Here is a 21,856-nt window from a genome sequence, read left to right as displayed (position 1 = left end):
GCGTTCTATAATTAAGTCTAGCGATTTAACTTAAATATCAATCTGCGGAGGTGCTCGAGGACGACCGGGGTCGCGTGTGGTTGGATGACCAAAGAACCCTGTTTGTTGAAAGGAAACGGCTGCGTCATCAAAACGAGCCGTAAGAGCAACTATCTGACCACTGTCTGGCGCGGGTAATAGGGGTGAAACGCTGCTACATCCGAAAGTGCAACAATTTGGCAGTTTCGAATGAACTGGCTCTTTGCCATCCGGCTCTGTCAACGAGCTCGTTATACATAAAGGATTGCCAAAAGCATCCAATATTGGTTGGGAAGCAACGCCTGCACTCGCGTAAGCCGCGAAGAAAGACTGCATGAAAAGTACGCAGGCAGCAATAAAAGCGACGTAAGCGCTTAGATGATGCTTCCTACGTTTCATTGCCCCTCCAGAACGCTCAGCACCGGTTATTAGCCACTGAACTGCGACTTTGTCGAGCAAACACTAACGTGAGAAAATCGCAACAGCAAGCAGAACTCGTCTCCTTGTTTGTTCTGTCGCAGTGACATTATGTCGGCACTGTGGCAGAGCGTACCTATGCGAGCATTAAGGCGATCATTACGGGACAATCAGATAGCGACAACATTTATCGCCATTATCTGTGCGTTCCTGATGCTTCAAGGCATGCTGTCCGGTTTTAGCCGTAGTGCTATGGCCGATACTGAATACGAAAATATATTCGGAGTAATCTGCTCTACCGATGGAGCGGCGCACGCTTTCACGCAAGGCGATGATGGCCAGTCTCCGCAAAAAATGACTGATTGCCCCTGCGCCTCCTTATGCCGATTAGCATCGGGTGCATTGCAGGCTTTGCTTACGCCGGACTTCATTCCCGTCGTACAAAAGCCGCTGATTTCCTCGCGGATCCGATATTCATTTAAGACAAATAGCGTAGCGATATCGGAAAACTACCACTCCGAAGCGAGAGCACCACCATTTTTTCCTGACGTTTAAATCACCTGGCGCGATGCGCCTCATGATGTTCAGGAGAATTCTATGACTGAAGCTACTCTTCCAAGAGAGGGTGCTGCACGTTCTACGTCAGCATCATCCGATCTTTACCGCGCCGTTTGGCGTTGGCATTTTTACGCCGGCCTGCTCGTTCTGCCATTTATGATTACGCTTGCAATCACAGGTGCACTCTATCTCTTTAAAGACGAATTTGATGCAATTATCCACGCCGATCTCAAACGCGTTGAAATTCAGGAAAGCGTTGCAAAGGCAACGCCTACAGCAATGGTCGAGGCGGCAGTAGAGGCTGTTCCTGGAACGGCGATCAAATTCACTGATCCAGCAACGCCCGACAGTTCTGTCGAAGTTACAGTCAATACGGCTGAGAGTGGAAAGATCGCCGTTTACGTGGATCCTTACTCAGGAGCAGTTCTTGGTTCTCTTCCAGATCGCGGCACAGTGATGTGGACCATCCGATACTTCCATAGTCTCAAATATTTCGGCTCATACGCTCGCACGGCTATCGAAATTGCTGGCGGCTGGGCAATACTTCTCGTCGGCACCGGCATCTATCTTTGGTGGCCACGCAAACAAAGTGGTGGAGTGGTCAGTGTGCGCGGTACGCCATCAAAGCGAGTATTCTGGCGGGATACACATGCTGTAACAGGCCTGTTTGTCGGCTTTTTCATTGTTTTCCTGGCGATCACGGGCATGCCCTGGTCAGGTGTTTGGGGTGGAAAAGTCAATGAATGGGCCAATGGCAACAGTTTTGGATACCCGGCGGGCGTTCGTGTTGCGGTACCAATGTCAGACGAGCACCTTGATCATATCGCAAAGACGAGCTGGTCGCTTGAGCAGGCCAAAATACCCTTGTCGCCCCAGAATACCCATGGTGGTGCACCTATCAGTCTCGATAAAGCCGTTGATGAGTTTGATAAACTCGGACTTCACCACGGCTATGCGGTCAATATCCCTACGACACCAACGGGCGTGTTCACCGGATCCGTTTATCCAGACGACATGTCTCAACAACGCGTTGTTCATCTCGATCAATATTCGGGCAACATCCTGATCGATATGAGCTATGCCGATTATGGTCCATTGGGCAAAGCGCTTGAATGGGGCATTAATACCCATATGGGACAGCAATTTGGTTTGGCTAATCAGATCATTCTGGCAATTGCTTGTGCGGGGATTGTTCTTCTGGCCGTTTCTGCAGGGATAATGTGGTGGAAGCGTCGTCCTGACGGCTCACTTGGCGTTCCTCCAATGCCAAACGACAGACGCGTCTTCAGGGGACTTTTGCTAATCCTCGTCATTGGTGGAATCATATTTCCATTGGTGGGTGCGTCTCTGGTTGTGATGCTGGTTCTTGACTGGCTTTACACGCAAACGCGTGAGCGAGCGCGGGTCAAACGAAAATCGCGGGCCTGAATCCAGTCAAAGACTAGGTCTCTGGTACGGCTAAAATCTCTTCGAGTTTACCCGTCATATAAACACATCATCCACCTGCATTTCGAGCGTTTTAGATAGCGCTCTTTGAGGAACCACATCCATGCGTCGGATTAAATTAATGCTCGCTGTATCAACAGCACTCACCACACCTGTTTTTGCGCAAGAGCAAGCAGACACAATTCTAAAACCAATCATTATTGAGGCTATAGGCGGCGAAGGAATAACGGAAACGACCGCCGGTAACGTTCAGGGTTATCGTGCTCTCACCGCGGCGTCTGCGACAAAGACAGTTACACCGATTGAGCGCATTCCACAGAACATTCAGGTCATTCCGAGGAAACTGCTTGATGACCAGAGCACTAATTCTGTCAGCGAAGCGCTCAAAAATGTCAGCAACGTTCAGCCGCAAGATACACGCAGTATCGGAAATGTTGAACAAGTGCCAATGCGTATTCGCGGCTTTGGCGCGGAGCGGTTGACGGATGGATATCCGGGAAATCTATTCGGAGCCGGTGATCGGGACGGACTGGTCAACGTCGAACGCATCGAAGTTCTAAAGGGCCCTAATGCGATCCTTTATGGCGGCGGCGCAGGAGCGCCCGTGGGTGGCGTCGTTAACGTTATTTCCAAACTTCCATCCAATACGGCCAGCTATGAAATTGGAGGCAGGATCGGTAGTTACGGTTATTGGAGCCCATATTTTGATGTTAACCAGCCATTGAACAAAAACGGTACCGCCCTGTTCCGTATGACGGGCGAATATACCGGAGCCGACAGCTTCATCGATGTCCTGGAAAGCAAACGATACAGCCTCAATCCCACACTGACACTGACCAACAATGACACTACTTCGCTGACAATCCAGGCATTCATGTCCAATCACAAGCAACAGGCATATCCGGGCGTACCCGTCTATGGAACAATCCTGGGCGATGTTCGCTTTGATGATCGGCTGTTTTTCGGAGATCCCGGCATTGAGCCGAGTCACGCGAAGCAACACGGCGTAACAGCAACTTTTGACCATGAATTTAACGACGTCTGGTCCACCAACATAAAAGCGCGCTGGAGCAAGTCTGAGATTAATCAGCTGGCACAGGCAGCACTGATGGACCCGACTGGTACCGGAGGGTTTCCGGCAATACCGCCGTCGACATTTGACGTCAATAATATGGAGCATTTTGACGAACAGCGGGAATTTAGCATTAATCCCACAGTTCAGGCGAAGTTCAGTGCAGGACCAACGGAGAATGTGCTGCTGTTTGGTGCCGACTATGCGCGTACAACCGACAAAGGCTTCATGACGATGGGGCTCGTACCGGGCGTTGTCGATCTGGAGAACCCAATCTTCCCGAGATATACGCGGCCGGTCATCGGTGTCGATGGAATGGCGTTCTTTGACTTTGACGTCAACTATGTCACCAAAGGCATTTATGGTCAGCTTCAATCCTCAATCTATGACCGTATGCACGTTCTGTTAGGCGGCCGATTTGGTTCATTGGATGTCAGCTACGACGAATTGTCGAGCGGCACGCCGGTCAACTACAAAACCGAAAAGACAAAGTTTCTTCCAAGAGCCGGCGTTATGGTTGACGTACTCGACGGGCTTTCGGTTTACGCTAATTACAGTGAGGGGATGAAATGGGTACCGTTCTCGACCTTCGTCAGTCAGCCAGAACCTGAGCTTTCCAAAAGTATTGAATCTGGAATTAAGTTTAATGTCGATGACACGCTGACAGGTACTTTGGCAGTCTTCCAGATTGATCGTGAAAACGTTCCCTACCAGATTTCTCCCGGCGTTGGAGGAGTGTCAGAGCAAAGATCTCGTGGGTTTGAAGCGGATATTCTCTATCAGTACACCCCAAATTGGAGCGTTCTCGCGAGCTATGGTTATACGAATGCGAAGTTCATTGACGCGACCAGCACTGTGGCAGCAGATACGCGCGTTCCGATGGTGCCGGAACACTCCGGTCGGATTTGGGTAAATTATGAGTTTGGTCCTGACTTCATGCCCGGTTGGAGCGCAGGTGCAGGCATCTATGCGGCCTCTGATCAGACAATTAACGCTCCATATGACTGGAAGACTGACGGGTATTTCACAATCGACGCCAAGATCGGATACGAGAACGAGAAAATGCGCGCCTCACTTTCTGTCCAGAACGTCACTGGCGAAAAATACTTCACTCCATACACCTGGTTTGGTGGTCAGGTTGCACCGGGCGCACCGCGCACACTTTACGCTCAACTTGGCTTTAAACTTTAAGGAGCAAACCATGACTTTGACACGTCGACAATTTGCGGCGGCAACGCTGGCCGCAGCTTCAGCAATCGTTTCAACATCATCGGTATCTGCACAGGAGAATGAAGCTACTTCCCACAGAGACCAGCAACCAAAACCAATTCCTCATGACATGTCGTCAATGCCTGATGGCTGGGTAAAGAACGATCAGATTGCAATTTTGATCTATCCAGCAATGACCGCTCTCGACATGGTCGCTCCACACTACACCTTCGCATCCCTCATGGGTGCGAAGGTGCATCTTGTTGCCAAAACACGTGATCCGATTGTGTCAGACAATGGTTTGACAATAATGCCAACGGCAACGTTTGATGAATGTCCACAAGAACTCGATGTAATATGCATTCCCGGTGGATCATCGGGAACACTCGCTGCGATGAGAGACGACAAAACGCTGGACTTCGTCGCAGACCGAGGAGAAAAAGCAAAGTTTATAACGTCAGTCTGTACAGGCTCTCTGGTTCTTGGAGCCGCTGGCCTGCTAAAAGGTTATCGCGCAACTTCACACTGGGGCGCACGGGATCTGTTGAAAGAATTCGGAGCCGTACCAGTCGATAAGCGTGTCGTCATAAATCGCAACCGTTTAACGGGTGCAGGCGTCACTGCTGGAATGGATCTCGGTCTGACAGTCGTTGCACAGCTTCGTGATGATTTCTATGCTCAAGGCGTGCAGCTGATGGCGGAATATTCACCAGAACCGCCCTATAATGCTGGTACGCCGGCCACCGCTCCTGAACCCGTGCATCAAATGATGGCAGACATGTTTGTTGGCTTCGTCAGTGAAACCTCTCAAGCAGCTAAAGAGATTGTCGCGCGACGATTTTAACGAAAATTTTATAGTTATCAGTTGAATCCAAGACTGCTCCCTATCTCAAAAAAATACAAACTATCCTTCAAAAGATAGCTCAGGCTCCCCTTACGAAGGGAGCCTTTCAAGTTGCATATCATTTCTGGTTTTGTGATCGTTCAGCGATACCTTTGAAACGCGCATGCGCGCTTTTGGGCAACTTATTGGGAAGAGCTAAAGTTGCTATCGGGTGCTCACCCACCTGGATCAGCATCACCATACCCATATCGTAATGAGGAGTGCACTTTATCCCATAAAAGCCGCCTTCCGTGAAAACGACTTCGATTTCCTCGTTGATCTTTCCTTTAAACGGTTCAGCACTTTCCGGATAAAAATCTGCAATACTGGCAGCGTTATGTCCCCGCTGCGTTGCGACAAATTTCACACGGTCGCCTGGTGTAATGCGCAGGTAGTCCGGCTCGAAGACCATTCCGCCTGTGGCATTTCCGTTTAACATTTTGACCTCGAAGGTCTCAGCCCCTACAGAAACTGCGCCGCAGGCAATGAGGATTGCTGTAAGTGACGCCTTAAACAATATCTGTTTCATGGGCATATCAGTTAAGCTGTTCGACCGCGTCGGCGACTGCTTCAATGCCAACCGGGATCCGGATACCGGCATGAATTGCATGAGCATCTACAATAACAATTCTGTTATTCTTCACTGCATCCATTTCCCGCGCAACCGGATCGGTTTTCAGAAAATTGAGCCTCACCTCATAATCATCTGCCTCAAACCGGCGCCGGTCCATCCGTGCGAGAACGATGATTGAGGGGTTCGCCTTAGCAATTGTTTCCCAGCCCACCGATGGCCACTCCTCATCCGTTTCAACAACGTTGCGGATTCCAAGGGTCTTCATGATATAGCCCGGTATGCCTTTCTGACCGGCCACAAACGGATCGAGTTCAACATCAGGGCTTGAGAACCAAAAAACTGCCGAGATATTTTTGCCCTCAGCAACTTTTGCCTTCTGGCTTGCAGCAGCAATCCGATCCTGAAGTTGCTTCTTCAGTTCAGCGCCGCGCTCCTGAACGTTGAATATCTCCGAAAACTCATCGATAGCCTGATAAGCCGTCACGATATCAAAAGCCGTCTTTCGCGCGCCATCTCCACCGATAAGGTTGTCCTTGCCCACACAGTCAGCAGGCATTGCATAAACATTTATACCGAGATCGTTGAACTGGGAGCGGTTTCCTACCACCCCCTGAGGCCCGACATGAACCTCAAATTGGGTCATTACCAAATCGGGCTTTTTTGAAACAACATTCTCAAAGCTCGGATGATTGTCGGCAAGCCGTTCCACTTTGCTGTTTGCTTCTTTGTAATCTGGAAGAATCTCGTTGAACCAGACGGAAGTGCCTGTGACTTTGTCGCCAAGCCCAAGCGCATATAACAATTCCGTCGTTGACTGGCCGATAGTGACTACGCGTTCTGGCGCACTGTCAAACCTGATATCCTGTCCACAATTACTTAATTTCAAAGGATACTGTGTTTCAGCCGCATACGCGTGAGATGAGAATGCACATGCTGCAATAGCGAAAAGCGAAACAATCTTAAGTGACTTCATTGGTTCCAATCCCGACCAGATTAGCCGGAGAAACGCTGAGGATGGAGCCAACTGAAAACGACACCAAAATTGATGTGTTGCAGACTGCCATTCCCCGGACACCCCGCCGACGATAAGTTCATTTTTCGTCGGCAGGTCTCCTGACTGACGGATCAGTGCCCTGCTCTCCTTCCCAGGCTTAACACCCAGTGGATAGTGAGAAAGGCTAGCCGCTTACAGTTGCGGGGGCAGCTTCATTAAGTAGTCAGAACTACTGTGAATTCCCTCTTCGTCCCTCACGGGAACCGACACCATAAAGCTAGATTAATCGGTCGTTCAGGGCAAGGACCTGTAGCGCATCATTCCGGCTTGAATGCACTCAGTACAAAGTATCTGATTAGTTTGGTATCATCATCGTAAACCGTGCCATACGGATGCAGAGGGAACAGATCCTGCCAGGCTTTTGAACCTGTAAAGCCTGCAAGTGAAAGCAGTTTAAGCGCATCATCTTGCGTCACACCGTTGTAGAACGGTAGGTTAGCACCAAAAAGCTCGAAACTGTCGTTTTCGCGGTGCTCAAACCACATCCCGTCGGATAGAATAATTTTGCCACCCGGTCGAAGGATGCGTTGTGCAAGAGCGATTGCGCCTGCGGGATTTTCAAGCGTCCATATAACATTTCTCAGAGTGACAACATCCGCACTTTCGTCGGCGAGCGGCGCGTCATCCATGGTTGATTGTATAAACCAGATATCAAGATCACTATCGTCAGCGGCTTCAGATGCAAGCCGCAACATTTCCCGTGAGCCATCGACGCCAGTAACACGATGACCGAGCTTTGCCAGTAAAAGCGAACAGGCACCTGTGCCACAACCCAGATCAACAACATCAACAGAATTCGGACCAAGCACCTCTGAGAATAAGTTGAGCCAATCCTTTTCGTGGCGAACATGCGAAGCTGAACCATTGAACCGATGTGCCCGGTTGTTCCAGTGCTCTGACATTGCGTCTGCGACTGAAGGGGATGATGCGCGCATTCTAAGCCTCATGTTGTGTAACTTTATTTGTCAGATTTCCACTCACGAGTGGTTATCAGCAGCCTTGTTTCTGGTCAGCAAGTTTGGATCCTTCAGGCGAAGCGCTCCTGGCGTAAATAGTGCCAGAATTGGGGCTGAAACGACAAGACAGCCTGCAATTGTCAGCGTTATATTTTGCCCAACAATGTTTATAAACAACGGCATCAAAGCCAGCGCCAAAGGGGCAGCGCCGTACGAAACCAGAAAATCGATCGATGTTACACGACCTAGAAATGGTCTTGGAACCTCTCTCTGTATCGCCGTAAACCAGGGGATATTGAATAGTTCAATGCCAAAACCACCCAGAAAATACGCAACAACGATCAAGTGGGTCGATTGGGATAACAGCGCGAAAGGAACAAGGCCATAAAGAGCCAGTCCTATAAATGCTGGCAGGCCTGCGTATTTCGTCCGCCACTTTGCTAATATAATACCACCAACTAATGCTCCAATTGCATAGGATGCGAGAGCGTAACCCATAAAACTGTTACCTCCCAGTGCTTCTCGGCTAATGATCGGAAGCAAAAGTTGCTGAGCACTGCTCCCGATACCCAACCAAACCAGCAATGCAAAAATTCCGGCAAGAAACCATCGATGCTTCCTTGCCTCCGAAAATCCTTGCCGCACGGAACAAAGTAGACTTTCTGAGGGAGTGTGATTTTCTCTGGTCATAGGCACAGATCTGACACCAGAAAAAATGATAAGAGATGCAGCTATCCAGCCGATAGAGGCGAGAGTTATAACGATATAAACGCCTGTCACTGCATAGAGCATCACAGCGAGCATCGGTCCGGCAGTCTGTATAATGCGGCCACTCAACGTCGACAGTGCGTTTCCCGGCTGCAAAAGATCATCTGGCAAAATATCCGGCATGATAGATTGATAAGCGCTTCGGAATGCACCTTCGCCGCTTCCCGCCAAAAAGAGGCATGCCGTTACTGCAATAAGATTGCTTCCAGTTAACCAGGCAATAGCGAGCGCAGCCCCCCCTCTTATGAGACAGGCTATCGCAAGTACATTCCTTCGGTCAAACCGATCAGCTACGTTGCCGCCAATCAGAGCACCTGCAAGAAAACCGAAAGTTCGCCCCGACAATGCAATGCCAAGGGCCCCGACGCCTTGGTTCCAATCCAGTATCCACAATGTCAGAACCGTTGGTAGAACAGTCGTTGCAGCTATTGAAAGACTGTAGGCGACCCAGACCGACGCGAAGTCACGATTGCGAAGCGGAGCGAAAAGAGCCATCTTATAATTTCACATTAACATTCAGACAATAAACGCCGGAAAACGCGAGCACCAAATTGCAGAGCGTCGACAGGCACACGTTCATCAACCGCGTGGAACAATCCCCAAACGTCGAAGTCAGCGGGGACTTTCATCGGCACAAAACCGTAGCCGTTGATCCCAATCTTTGACAGAAGCTTGTTATCGGTTCCACCTGGTAGCAGATACGGAATAACGGTGCCTTCAGGATCCTCCGCCTTTATGGCTGCTGCCATTTTTTCCATGAGGGGCGTATCGACCGGCGATTCAATCGTCCAACCAAATGTCCATTCGATATCGATATCGGGCCCAACGAGAGATTCAACTTCTTTCACAAACGCGTCCTGAGCGCCTGGCAGTACGCGCCCGTCGATAACAGCTTCAGCAGATGAAGGAATAACGTTACGTTTGTAGCCCGCGTTAAGCATAGTTGGATTGGCAGTATTGCGGAGTGAAGCTCTTAACGTCGAAGCAAAAAAGCCCAGCGGTTCGAGTTGTTTATCAATGTCGCCTGCACCGAATTCTACACCTAGAAGCTCGCCTAAACCATCGAGCATTTTGTTGAGATGCGGAGTGCGAACAATTGGGAAGACATGATTACCGATCCGCGCCACAGTCTCTGTCAGACGTGTGATGGCATTCTCAGTATTAACAAGTGCGCCGTGGCCAGCCGTTCCTCGGGCGGTAAGTTTAACGCGTGCGACGCCTTTTTCAGCGGTTGCAAGCGGATAAGCGCGCTTTCCGTTCGGAAGGGTAATCGAAAAGCCACCGACTTCACTGATCGCTTCAGATGCGTCATCAAATAGGTGGGGCTCCTTCTCGGTCAGCCATTGTGATCCATAAACACTGCCGTTTTCTTCATCGGCAAACCACATAAAAATAACATCACGCCGAAGGACAATGGCTTCGCGTGCCAGATCGCGAGCTATCGCCAGCATCATGCCTGCCATATTCTTCATGTCTACAGCGCCACGGCCGTACAGCATGCCGTTATGGATCTCGCCTGAAAAAGGCGGAACAGTCCATTCTTCATCATTGGCAGGCACGACATCAAGATGAGCATGCAGAATGAGCGCAGCTTGAGATTTATCAGTGCCGTTAAGACGATAAACGAGATTTCCTCGCCCCGGGGTCGGTTCGAGATAGGTGGACTTCAGTCCAAGTTCGCTCAGTTTATCGCGAATAAACGAAGCAGCGACAGCCTCACCATTGCCGATCGTTTCGGGATTACCCGTATTCTCAGATCTTATTCGAATGAGCGCCTGAACAAATTCGACTGCTTCCTGCTCAAGCAGGCGCGTGCTCTTCATATCGATGACTTTCTGCATCGTAAAATTCCCTGCAATTTCGGATTTCTAGAGCACTCTGGAAAGGAATGCCTGTGTGCGCGGATTCTGCGGCCGGTCGAGGACTTCATCCGGCAAGCCCTTCTCGACTATTCTGCCCTGATCCATAAATACAACGGTATCCGCGACTTCTTTGGCGAAGCCAATTTCGTGAGTAACAACGACCATCGTCATCCCACTTTTTGCCAGATCTTTCATGGCCTCGAGAACTTCACCAACGAGTTCAGGATCAAGTGCAGATGTTGGCTCGTCAAATAGCATAAGGTCCGGTTTCATTGCCAAAGCGCGCGCTATCGCAACGCGTTGCTGCTGTCCACCTGAAAGCTGCGAGGGATATTTCAATGCCTGTTCCCGCAACCCTACTCGTTCAAGTAACGATCTCGCGAGAACTTCTGCCGCTATCCTGTGCTGGCCTTTTACCAGCAATGGACCCGACATCACGTTTTCCAATGCTGTCATATGCGCAAAGAGGTTGAACCGCTGAAAGACCATCCCAATATTGCGACGCTGAGCGGCAATCGCAGCTTCGGTCAGACAATAAAGTCGTTCTTTTTTTTCTTCGTAACCGATGATGGCCCCGTTAACGGTTATTTTGCCAGCACCGATAGTTTCAAGATGATTTATGCAGCGAAGAAGCGTTGATTTTCCAGAACCAGATGGCCCCAGCACAACACAAACCTCACCTTTGCTTATGCTGAGATTTACATCGTCAAGCACCTGAAAAGCACCGTAGAACTTATGAACGCCTGCGATATCCACGCATATAGACGGGGATTTAGAAAGTTCGATACTCATTGGCTTTCCTTCGCTAGTATTGTCGTTTGCGAACGATCAACGCCGCGACCGAAATAGCGTTCGAGATAAGACTGACCCCACATCAGCAAGGATGTTATGGACAAATACCAAATGCCGGCCACGACTAGCAGTGGAATGGGCATATAGAGCCGGTTTGATATCGTGTTCGCTGCAAAAGTAAGGTCGTATGCAAAGGGAACAGCCAAAACCAGCGAAGTGGTTTTCAGCATGCCTATGGTTTCGTTACCGGTCGGCGGTATGATCATTCGCATTGCCTGTGGGATAACGATGCGAAACATCGTTTTCATCCGCCGCATTCCTAGTGCTTTGGCAGCTTCTGTCTGTCCCTCATCGACAGCTTTAAACCCTGCCCGAAAAATCTCAGCAAGATAAGCGGACTCATTGAAAGCAAGCCCGGCGATTGCTGCAATTGCGGGGGTAAAGATGTCTTTTGTTCTGACATCGAAGACTGTTCCCACCAAAGGCAAATCAAGTGAGAACCGCGGATAAAGCACCGCAAGCAATCCCCAAAAGACAAGCTGGGTGTACACTGGAGTACCACGGAAAAACCATACCCATAGCCAGCTCAACGTCGAGAGAACAGGGTTTCCGGAATCACGCATAATGACAAGGGTGGCGGCGATAGCGATAGACACAGCCATTGCCACCACCGTCAGAGCAAGAGTCCAGCCAACTCCCCTGACGATCTGCGGATCAAAAAGGTACTGCCCCACAATATCCCAGTGGAAGTTTTTATTGGTCGCAAGACTACTCGCAACACCAATGGCTAGAAAAACCAGAACTGCGGTAAGGGCCCATCGTCCATAATGTTTAACAGGAACGGGTCGGTTAAACACAATTTTTGGCTTAATTTCTGGAGAGGTCATTTCGCATCCTGTTTAAATAATAATAGGCGACAGGCGTCCATACGTTTATTCGTCAACCTTTGGATTGACCTCTGCCTTCTCAAGCGCTGCAGCCTGAATGCCCCACTTCTCCATAACCTGACCGTATGTGCCGTCCTTAATCAGAGCGTTCAGCGTGTCCGCCACTAGTTGAGACCACTGTGTTTGGCCTTTGGCAACTGCAATGCCGTTGGGAGACGGATATGTGATCTCGCCGATAGTCTCGAGCTGACCATTTGTCTGTTTGACAGCATATCCAATATTGGTGGAGCCAGCATAAATTGAGTCAACAGCGCCGTTGATCAGCCGTGTGATAAGATCGGTCTGCTTTGGCATCGATACAATTTCGATTGAGGGCTTGTTCGCTGCCTCACATATTTTCTGAAACTCGCGCACAGCCTTTTCACCAGTGGAACCAGTCTGCGTGCCGACGATCTTGCCACACGGATCATTCGGATCAAATTTAGCAGGGTTACCCGCCTGAACCGCCCATTGTTTGCCAGCATTAAAATAGCTAACAAAATCAACAGCATTGTAACGCTCGTTAGTTATCGTGAAAGCGGAAATTCCAAGGTCATAACGCGGACCAATCGCTGGCAAGATGCTGTCAAACTGCGCGGTGAGAAATTCAAGTTTGACGCCCCATTTAGCTGCCATGGCTTTGGCAAGATCAACATCGATCCCTTCCGGGGTTTGACCATCGGGGCCACCCAAAAATTCAGCTGGCGGATAAGTGGTATCTGAACCGATTGTCAGCGTGCCCTTCGACTTGATTTCGGCAGGCAGCCGGCTCGCAAGTGCATCATCTTTGCTAATCGAAGCGGAATCGAAATCAGCTTTTGCAATAACGACCGAAGCTACAAGAGTTAAGCTTGCGACAAGCGCAGTGGAGAGATGCAATTTCTGAATGCGGTGTCTTTTTGTGAACATTACGTTCCCCTTTTCTGTCCCTTGGCCAGAAGCGCGTTACTCTTTTCGTTGGCACGCGTCTTTGGCATAAGGAGATCGTAATTTTCGATTACGAACAGAACAAGGGAACCTGCATCATAACTTCATGCTCAGATGTTATGATATTGCTTATCGGCTTTCCATGAGGGACGTTATGAAATCTCGCACGAGCAACGACTTAGGCTTTGCAGGTGGAAGAATAAGCAGACTTTTGATTTGCACTCCCGGCTCGAACGGCTTGAGTACCACTTTGCTTCTGTCAAGTGATCCCAAAACATATGGGCTTACCAGTCCAATTCCGACGCCTTCGGCCACAAGAGAACAGACGGTCGAAGCATAAATCGTTTCTACCACGACGTTTGGCTTAACCCCGTCAGCAGCCAGAATTGCTTCAAATCGCTGTCTGGCCCTATCTTCAGAAACGTATGCAACGAATGGATGAGTTGCAATGTCGACAGGTCTGATTGTCTCTTTATTCGCCAAAGGATGGTCCACGGGCATCGCAATCATGGCATTGGGCGATAAAAATAATTGGTGCGCAACACCCGAAACGTCAATTTCATCAGCAGCCAAACCAACATCAAATTGTCCGGACGCCACAAGATCCCTTACATCACGTGATCCTAAAACATGAAGAGTCACATTAATGTCCGGGTGGCGGGCGCGAAAGCGTGCGATAGCCTTTGGAACGAGCGTTGATCCAAGGAGCGATAGAGACGCAACTCTTAAGCGACCCGTTCCCTGATCCCGTATCCGGGCGGCTTCCGATTTTATCGTATCAAGACCGCGGAAAGAGGCATCAACAGATTTATAAAGCTGCCAAGCTTCTGGTGTTGGGACTAACCGCTGACGAACCCGGTCAAAAAGTGTGAAACCCACATCTAACTCAAGATCCGACAATGCACGGCTGGCAGCGGGTTGTGTAATTCCCAGGAGTTCTGCAGCTTTTGAAGCTGTACCTGCCCGCATCACGGCAGCGAAAATTTCGATCTGTCTAAAATTCATATCGCCGTCATTATCTTTGGCTTCGCCATTTCGATACAGGCAGAAATACAAAATGAGATCAGCCACAGAACGAAAGATACTCGCTCTGTGGCTAGATGCAAACCGTTATCACAGAACGCTTACTGCAGTTTTGCAAGCATTTCCGAAAGGTCCTGCCAGAGTTCCTGCTCGTCTTCCAGTCCAATGCTGATACGCAGAACGATCCCCTTCGACGTCCAGGGATTAACCGTGCGTTCCTCTTTAAGTGCAGTCGTCGCAATCAAACTTCTCGTCCCGCCCCAGGATGCCCCAATTGCAAAAATTCTAAGCTCGGTCATGGCGCTTTCTAGATTTGCTTCTGCTTCTGGTTTCAACACCACGCTAAAAACGCCGGCAGACCCTGCAAAGTCGCGTTTCCAATATTCATGTCCAGGACACGATGGCAAGGCTGGATGCAAAACACGTTCGACGACGCTGCTCTGCTGCAAAGCTTGTGCAAACTCTTCGGAGACCTTCCCGACATGACGCAGCCGGACGCCAAGTGTTTCAATACCCCGCAAAGCAAGACCAACTTCATCCGGGGAAACACCGATGCCCATATCCCTTAGCACTAATTTGATCTTTTGCCGCAGTTCGATATCCGCAACTGTAATTGATCCAAGCAGGAGGTCAGAGTGACCACCAATATACTTCGTTAAAGCTTCGACAGCAAAATCTGCACCGTGAGCCAAAGGCTTGAATAATAAAGGCGAAGCCCAGGTGTTGTCACATGCCGTCAAAGCGCCTTTAGATTTTGCAGCCTTAATGATCGCAGGTACATCCTGAACTTCCATCGTGCCTGAACCAGGAGATTCAATCCAGACAAGTTTGGTGTTTTCGTCAATTTCGTCAGCAATTTTTGCGCCAATAAGCGGATCATAAACCCCGTATTCTATACCGCGCGGTTTCAGATAATCTTCGCAGAAATACCGGACAGGCGAGTAAACATGGTCTGGAATGAGAACTTTGTCACCAGGCAACAAGAACGTGAGCAGGATTAAAGACGCTGCGGCCTGCCCCGAAGGTACGAGGATGGAACGTACTCCACCATGAAGCAATGTGAGCTGCTGTTCGAGTACACGAGTGGTCGGTGTTCCATGAAGGCCATATGTGTAACCGTCGAAACCTCTTTTCCCACGAGCGGAGAAAGATTTCGCGTCTGGATAGACGATTGTCGAAGCCCTGTAAGTCGGCACGGCCAAACTTTTGAAGCCTTCGTGTGAAACTTCTGGGTGATGAACACATCGTGTTGAATCGTGCATGGAATTTCCTTCCTCAGTTGAGAAAGGTTTTAAGCTCTATTCATTCGGGGCATCAATCCTTACGCGGGCATGACTTCATAACCAAATCTTATATTCTGGTTATTCGGAGGTATGACCTGTAAACAAGCGATACCATGTCGAAATTGAATTATGCCGGATCAAGGCTACACAGGTTTAAAACGAAAGGCCCCACTAAAATTGCTTAACCACATGACTCCATCAAAGGCGTGACGCACTACGAGTAATTTTTCAGTAGCGCACTGCACCTATCTCACTAGCAGCGTATGGTTTTGTGTCGGACAATCGTCAACGCCGCTGTGTTTCAATAATCTGATTAAACCGAAATCTACTGAAATTAAACGATGCTTAGTAGAACAGACTGTAAAATTGGAATGTTTGTTTGAAATCAAAGTGAAGTGTGATTAAAGCCTATAAAGCTCCTGACGTAGAGGGAAATCATGGACGGAAGCTCAAAAGGCACCGCCTTGATAGTTTAACGATTTCAGGGCGATGGCATTAAATAGGCAGATAGTTAAAGAAGCATGGTTGCGAATCTTGTGCGCAACTGTGTTGATTTGCGTCGGCTTTGCCCATCAACCAGTATTCACTGCTGCAAGCACTGATTTTCAAGAGTTTTCTGAATATGTTCTGCCAGATGGCAGCATGCCCGTTATCTGTATATCAGATTGGGAGGGCGGTGATAATTCACATCCTAGTGTTAAGTATTCGGGGCAGAATTGCGAAGCCTGCCGTCTGAGTGCGGGCGCAATTTTGCCTGCTCCGGCAACGCTGAATAATGAGCCAGCACCTCAAAAAGCCTTGAGGTTTATGCCTTATGACGATGCGATTTTCTCTGAACCCTTAAAGCATGACGCAGCACCGCGCGCGCCGCCTGCAATTCTCGCACTTGTTTGATTTAACCAAACAGCTCTGCGATTTCGTTTGTAAGCTTGGCATCGTTTGTACGAGCCGAAACGCAGCACTGCTTGCCAAGTGAACACATCACTACGCTTGCTCTCGCAATTATATTGCGTGCAGGCAGGTGCTCATGGATATGCGATGTATAAAATTATTCTGAAAACTTCTGTCAGCGCGCTGGCGGTTGCCGTGGTATTTGCGACCCTTCCTGCCTTCGGACAAACAGCAAAAAAGATAACGGACAAACAGACACCTGATGAAGTTCTGCTGAACACAATTATTATAACTGGTACAGCTGATACAGATCAGACTGGTTCCTATACCAGTGATGCAGTGACTGTCGCGGGCAAGCTTGCAACCAAAAGAATTGATGTTCCCCAATCGGTTTCAGTGCTGACCCGACAGCAGATCGAGGATCAGCAGCTTACAACTGTCGATCAGGCGCTTGCCCGCATCCCAGGCGTTACAATGATCTCCAACAGTGCAGAACAAAGTCAATATTACATACGTGGCTTTAGTCCGGAATCCATGGTTGATGGCGCTCCGGCACTCGGTGGACTAAACGGCTATCAGCAACTCGATATGGTTTTATATGACAGGTTGGAAGTTCTCAAAGGTCCTGCGGGATTATTGATGGGACAGGGCAGTCCCTCAGGTGTCGTCAACTTTGTAAAGAAACGACCACGTGATACATTTGGTGCATCCATTCTCACAAGTTATGGCTCATGGAACAACAAGCGGCTTGAGCTTGATGTGACGGGGCCGATTGATGCGGAAAAGCGCTTGCGTGCACGTGGGATTTTTGCCGGAACAAACAAAGATTTCTATTTCGATCATGCCCATGATGAGAAATGGATTGGGGCTGGTTTCGTTGAATTTGACCTCTCGCCTCAGACGATGATTTCATTCTCAGCGACCTATCAGCATGATGACGGGCCGTCGTTCTCTGGCCTTCCGGCATATGCCGCAACAGGTCAGTTTATCAATGTGCCGCGCTCAACCAACCCCTATCCGCAATGGGCTTACAATCGCTGGCAAACACATGAATATTCTGGCGCACTTGAGCACCATTTCGATAACAACTGGACTGCAAAGATCAGTTACACCCGTCGTTTACAGGATCAGGAATTCAAAGATGCCTATCCAACAAGCGGTATCAATACATCAGGCGATGCGCCCTATGCGCGCCGGTGGAACGACTGGAAATATGACAGGCAATCGCTTGATGCCTTCGTTCAAGGTCCCATAGAGTTTCTTGGCAAAGAACATGAGGTCTTGCTGGGCGCCAATTATGCGTCATGGATTTCCGAAGGCAAGCGCGTCACCTATTCGAGTGTGACGGGTAATATTTTCCACCCGGATCAAACAGTGCCAGAGCCATTTGGCGACTTCACCAGTGGAACAAGATCCAAACAAGACCAATGGGGTGTCTATGGACAAACCAAAATCAACGTCTTCGATCCCCTTTCCATCATGTTAGGTGGACGGCTTTCGTATTTTGATTCAAAATCGCGCAGCGTTTTACCGAGCACACCGACAGACTGGTCACAGGGAGCACAGGCCAAAGGCGAATTTACGCCCTATGCCGCAGCTATTCTCAAGCTCACAAACAACATAAATGCCTATGCGAGCTATTCAGATATATTTGCACCTCAAACGCAAAAAAAAGCGGATGGTGGCATTCTCGATCCACGCATTGGGTCACAATATGAAGTTGGCTTAAAAGGTGAGTTCCTCGATGGTCGATTGCAAGCTTCTGCTGCTGTCTTTTACATCGAAGACAATAATCGCTCGTACCAGGATGTCGACAATCCTGGCTATTTTCTCAACGCTGGCAAAGCGGAAAGCAAAGGTCTTGAGCTGGAAATATCCGGCGAAATCATGCCGGGATGGCAAGGCATGGCTGGCTACACTTACAATCATACTGAACTGGTTAAAGCTACATCAGGTCAGGGAACCCCAATCAGCAACTGGCTGCCAGAACATTCGTTTAAGCTTTGGCAGCAATACAGACCTCAGCATGCCAATTTCGATAAATTTACCTTCGGCATGGGGATGGTTGCTTATTCAAAAACTTCAGACAATGCGGCTAAACCTGTCCGGTATCAGGACTCGTATGCACTGATTGATCTGCAAGTCGGCTATGATTTCAGTGACAGTTTAAAAGGAACGTTTTCGGTCAATAATGTATTCGACAAAACCTACCGCACACGCGTCGGCGGGACGAATACATACAACACTTATGGTGACCCAAGAAACTTCCAGGTTTCGCTCAAAAAGACCTTTTAAAGTAAAAACAAGGCTGATCGTGCCACCTTTTGAATACACCAGAAGGTGGCACAGACGTCGAGGCTAGCGACAACCGTGCGCATTCATTTTGAAATGCAATTGTTATGAATACACTTTCTGCTTTTGTAACGCTCGTTTTGCCGTTCTGGAAAGGCCGCAAAGCAACTGGGCTATGGTTATTGCTCCTCGTAACGCTGTTTTTCGAGCTCGCCTTTGTTCAGGTCAGCATTTGGATCAATACCTGGAACAAAGAGTTTTACGACGCTTTAACGGTGTTTGACGGGCAACTACTTAAACCTCTTGTGCTTGAGTATATTGCTTTCATTTTCCTAATTGTCGCGACCATCGTCTTGAGCAGCTGGTTTGGGAAGAAGCTTTGCTTTTCATGGCGTAATGTCATGACACAAGCCTTCCAAAAGCGATGGTTGCATGCGCATGCCCATTATAAAATACGCCTTGGACAAGAGCCAGATAATCCAGATCAACGCATTGCAGAAGATATTGCTCTGCTGTCTGAGATGAGCAGTCGTCTCATCAGAAATCTTGTCCTCAATATTGCAAGATTATCAGCGTTTATTACCGTTTTGTGGACGCTCTCTGGCGTTCAAACCGTGCGATTATATTCCATCGATATTCAAATCCATGGCTATCTGGTCTGGATTGCTCTTGCTTATTCCATCATCGCCACAACGGTTATGCAACTCATCGGACGTAAGTTGCAGCCGCTCAATATCGATCGGCAGCATCGTGAAGCAGATTATCGCACCACCCTTCTGCGGGTTAGGGAATATGGCGAACAAATCGCCTTTCATCGCGGTGAACCTGCCGAGATACATCGGATGGACCGCGAGTTCGCACACATTCAAAAAAACTGGAAAACTCTGATCTTTCAGGAACTCAAGTTGGATTCGTTTTCTGCTTTACAGTTCCGAATTGCTTGGTTTGTACCGCTCGTTGCGACCATGCCCTTATATCTTGGAAAGGTCATCACGCTGGGCGATATGATGCAGGCGCAAAATGCCTTTACTGCAGTTCTCGCTGGATTTAACTGGTTCCTTAATAACTTTAAAAACATCAGCGAATGGTCGGCAGTTGTAAGCCGTCTGGATGAGTTCAACAAGTCGCTGGATACCGTTGATGACAGAACTCCCAATCCACCAGCAGATACCAAATTTAAAGTATCATCACAGAATCTGTCTATCTTTACGCGAGATAAACGAGAATTGCTCCATCATATACAGTTCGAGGTTCATGCATCACAATGGCTTTTACTTGATGGTCCGAGTGGTGTGGGAAAGACTGCACTCCTTCGTGTTTTTGCTGGCATGTGGCCTTATTACTCAGGAGGTTTCGAGCTGAGTGAAAATGTAATGTTTCTACCTCAGACCACTTATATTCCGCACGGCAACGCGAGGCACGTCATTTCTTATCCGCGATTGGAACCATTTGAAGACGAACCAATTATTGCTGCCTTAAACGATGTCGGGCTTACACATCTCATATCACGGCTGGATGAGCCATGGCATAACAGCCTTTCCGGCGGCGAACGTCAGAGATTGGCGTTTGCGCGATTGATATTACACGCACCAGACATTGCGATAGCCGATGAACCGACCAGTCAGTTGGACATTCCATCTTCTCTGACTCTGATCAGAGTTCTGAAGCGCCGCTGTCCGGAAATGACTTTTATTGGGACAAGCCACCAACCGGAAATCAAACAAGAGTTCGACGGAGTTGTGCATTTGAGCCACAGAATAATTTACGACAAATCGGAAGCTGCCTGATAGCTGCTTGATGTAACCTTATTCCTGCCCCGTTTGGAGATGGCGGTCTTCTACAGCGTGCCAGTCAAAATCAAATTTGGACAACATGAGATGCCGATCGTGTAGCAAATCGTAATTTGCGCTCATACGACTATTTGACCCTACGGTATATGATCCTGGTTATGAAACTGACGAAGAAAATTCGTACATGAGTCGAACTGGTCGCTGTTGGTTTTTAAGCAAAGGGAAAAATATTTACCTAAACTCTGGCATTTGATGCAGACCAATCATTAAAACATAACGGCCCCAATATTTGAAATGATTGTTTTCTTATCGTGGAGCATGGACCGTTCGCTCCTGACTATCAATGAGATGCGATGGCGCTGCAAAGCGTTTAAGCTTTTCATTGTTTACGATCCTGACAGTTGATGCTTCGACACTCACTCCATGCAGTCCAAGACTCGCAAAGCTCCGCGAGAGATTTTCTGGAGTCATGCCGAGATACGCCGCTAGTATCCGCTTTTCATAAGGAATTACGACAACATCCGGCTCAACGCTGGTCAGCGCTTCTTTTAAAATCCAATTTGCCAGGCGTTGAACGCTGCTTCTAAGCTTTTGGGTTTTTAACTCTTTGACCAAACGCCGGTAAGCACGTGCAGTTTCGAACACAATCGCACGCATAAAACCGGCATCCTCACTCATCAATGCCCGCACCAACGTTGATGGAACCATCAAAACGCGCGTCGGTATGAGTGTCTGAGCAGTCTGTAGACAAACATCATCATTGAGCACTGCCGCTAGAATAAAAACATCAACTGAGCGCAAAATCTCAAGCGCAGTCTCCCCCTCGTTCGATTTTGCTGACATCAGCACGAGACCATCAAGAATTACATAAAGAAAATCAGCACGTTCGTTTTCTTTCAGCAAAACTGTTTTCGGCGGAAATGACTGCATAAAGCTTGGGCTTAAAATGCGCTCAAACGTCTTTTCATCAACATCTGCGAAAAGGGGTAAATTGCGCAGCACATCAATATCTTCTTTTCTCATTAAACCATACTCGTAATATCAAGTTTAAAACTCAAGTCTAACATACTTGATAAATATCAATTGATCAAGCGTATTTGATCAATACTTGACAT

The 21,856-nt window shown here is 48.6% G+C and carries 19 protein-coding genes and 1 riboswitch; of the genes, 7 read left to right on the top strand and 12 right to left on the bottom strand.

Translation table 11 applies throughout. The features are described from left to right. Positions 1 to 30 precede the first annotated feature (30 nt). Entirely contained in the window at positions 31 to 417 is a 387-nt protein-coding gene (locus tag WH356_RS24050) for a DUF2946 family protein (RefSeq protein WP_445253653.1), read from the bottom strand. A 129-nt stretch (positions 418 to 546) separates the two neighbouring features. On the opposite strand from WH356_RS24050, the gene WH356_RS10685 reads away from it, so the two are divergent. From WH356_RS10685 to WH356_RS10670, 4 genes are all read left to right on the top strand, one after another. After that, complete coding sequence (locus WH356_RS10685) at positions 547 to 990, top strand: DUF2946 family protein (protein ID WP_339510594.1); 444 nt, start codon at positions 547 to 549, stop codon at positions 988 to 990. Between the two features lie 42 nt (positions 991 to 1,032). Next, positions 1,033 to 2,421 (top strand): PepSY-associated TM helix domain-containing protein, encoded by a 1,389-nt coding sequence (locus WH356_RS10680; RefSeq protein ID WP_339510592.1) that lies wholly within the window; start codon positions 1,033 to 1,035, stop codon positions 2,419 to 2,421. Positions 2,422 to 2,560: 139 nt separating this feature from the next. Continuing rightward, positions 2,561 to 4,702, top strand: a complete 2,142-nt coding sequence (locus tag WH356_RS10675; RefSeq protein WP_339510590.1) for a TonB-dependent siderophore receptor — start codon at positions 2,561 to 2,563, stop codon at positions 4,700 to 4,702. 10 nt (positions 4,703 to 4,712) lie between these two features. Beyond that, on the top strand, positions 4,713 to 5,564 hold the full coding sequence (locus WH356_RS10670) for a DJ-1/PfpI family protein (protein WP_339510588.1): 852 nt from the start codon (positions 4,713 to 4,715) through the stop codon (positions 5,562 to 5,564). 118 nt (positions 5,565 to 5,682) lie between these two features. Here WH356_RS10670 and WH356_RS10665 read toward each other — a convergent pair whose 3' ends face one another. The 10 genes from WH356_RS10665 to metC all read right to left on the bottom strand — a co-directional run bounded on the left by WH356_RS10665 (position 5,683) and on the right by metC (position 15,747). Next, the gene (locus WH356_RS10665) at positions 5,683 to 6,132 is read right to left on the bottom strand and encodes a pseudoazurin (RefSeq protein ID WP_339510586.1); all 450 of its coding nucleotides are present in this window, start codon (positions 6,130 to 6,132) and stop codon (positions 5,683 to 5,685) included. Positions 6,133 to 6,139: 7 nt separating this feature from the next. Further along, positions 6,140 to 7,150: an ABC transporter substrate-binding protein gene (locus tag WH356_RS10660; protein ID WP_339510584.1), complete on the bottom strand. Its 1,011-nt coding sequence runs from the start codon at positions 7,148 to 7,150 to the stop codon at positions 6,140 to 6,142. 113 nt (positions 7,151 to 7,263) lie between these two features. Then, positions 7,264 to 7,454: riboswitch (cobalamin riboswitch) on the bottom strand. A 34-nt stretch (positions 7,455 to 7,488) separates the two neighbouring features. Continuing rightward, complete coding sequence (locus WH356_RS10655) at positions 7,489 to 8,166, bottom strand: class I SAM-dependent methyltransferase (RefSeq protein ID WP_339510582.1); 678 nt, start codon at positions 8,164 to 8,166, stop codon at positions 7,489 to 7,491. A gap of 42 nt (positions 8,167 to 8,208) precedes the next feature. Further along, positions 8,209 to 9,450 carry an MFS transporter gene (locus WH356_RS10650; protein ID WP_339510580.1) on the bottom strand — a complete coding sequence of 414 codons (1,242 nt, stop codon included), beginning with the start codon at positions 9,448 to 9,450 and terminating at the stop codon, positions 8,209 to 8,211. Positions 9,451 to 9,464: 14 nt separating this feature from the next. Then, the gene (locus WH356_RS10645) at positions 9,465 to 10,796 is read right to left on the bottom strand and encodes a M20/M25/M40 family metallo-hydrolase (RefSeq protein ID WP_339510578.1); all 1,332 of its coding nucleotides are present in this window, start codon (positions 10,794 to 10,796) and stop codon (positions 9,465 to 9,467) included. Positions 10,797 to 10,823: 27 nt separating this feature from the next. Then, positions 10,824 to 11,609 (bottom strand): amino acid ABC transporter ATP-binding protein, encoded by a 786-nt coding sequence (locus WH356_RS10640; RefSeq protein WP_339510576.1) that lies wholly within the window; start codon positions 11,607 to 11,609, stop codon positions 10,824 to 10,826. Further along, complete coding sequence (locus WH356_RS10635; protein WP_339510574.1) at positions 11,606 to 12,496, bottom strand: amino acid ABC transporter permease; 891 nt, start codon at positions 12,494 to 12,496, stop codon at positions 11,606 to 11,608. Before WH356_RS10635 ends, WH356_RS10640 begins: the two co-directional genes overlap by 4 nt. 45 nt (positions 12,497 to 12,541) lie before the next feature. Beyond that, positions 12,542 to 13,444 (bottom strand): ABC transporter substrate-binding protein, encoded by a 903-nt coding sequence (locus tag WH356_RS10630; protein WP_339510572.1) that lies wholly within the window; start codon positions 13,442 to 13,444, stop codon positions 12,542 to 12,544. 147 nt (positions 13,445 to 13,591) lie between these two features. Beyond that, entirely contained in the window at positions 13,592 to 14,533 is a 942-nt protein-coding gene (locus WH356_RS10625; RefSeq protein WP_339510570.1) for a LysR substrate-binding domain-containing protein, read from the bottom strand. A 53-nt stretch (positions 14,534 to 14,586) separates the two neighbouring features. Beyond that, positions 14,587 to 15,747, bottom strand: coding sequence for a cystathionine beta-lyase (gene metC, locus WH356_RS10620; protein ID WP_339510568.1), 1,161 nt, complete (start codon positions 15,745 to 15,747; stop codon positions 14,587 to 14,589). Between the two features lie 663 nt (positions 15,748 to 16,410). On the opposite strand from metC, the gene WH356_RS10615 reads away from it, so the two are divergent. From WH356_RS10615 to WH356_RS10605, 3 genes are all read left to right on the top strand, one after another. Then, positions 16,411 to 16,662, top strand: coding sequence for a hypothetical protein (locus WH356_RS10615; RefSeq protein ID WP_339510566.1), 252 nt, complete (start codon positions 16,411 to 16,413; stop codon positions 16,660 to 16,662). A gap of 144 nt (positions 16,663 to 16,806) precedes the next feature. Next, the gene (locus tag WH356_RS10610; protein WP_339510564.1) at positions 16,807 to 18,954 is read left to right on the top strand and encodes a TonB-dependent siderophore receptor; all 2,148 of its coding nucleotides are present in this window, start codon (positions 16,807 to 16,809) and stop codon (positions 18,952 to 18,954) included. A 104-nt stretch (positions 18,955 to 19,058) separates the two neighbouring features. Continuing rightward, positions 19,059 to 20,738, top strand: a complete 1,680-nt coding sequence (locus WH356_RS10605) for an ABC transporter ATP-binding protein/permease (protein ID WP_339510562.1) — start codon at positions 19,059 to 19,061, stop codon at positions 20,736 to 20,738. A 309-nt stretch (positions 20,739 to 21,047) separates the two neighbouring features. Here the strand turns inward: WH356_RS10605 and WH356_RS10600 are convergent, their stop codons facing one another. After that, complete coding sequence (locus WH356_RS10600) at positions 21,048 to 21,764, bottom strand: cyclic nucleotide-binding domain-containing protein (RefSeq protein ID WP_339510560.1); 717 nt, start codon at positions 21,762 to 21,764, stop codon at positions 21,048 to 21,050. Positions 21,765 to 21,856: the final 92 nt, after the last annotated feature.

This window comes from Ochrobactrum sp. MYb379, from assembly GCF_037479515.1.
Taxonomy (GTDB): domain Bacteria; phylum Pseudomonadota; class Alphaproteobacteria; order Rhizobiales; family Rhizobiaceae; genus Brucella.
Note: the sequence above shows the minus strand (reverse complement) of the source record. Positions and strands in the feature narration are given on the sequence as shown.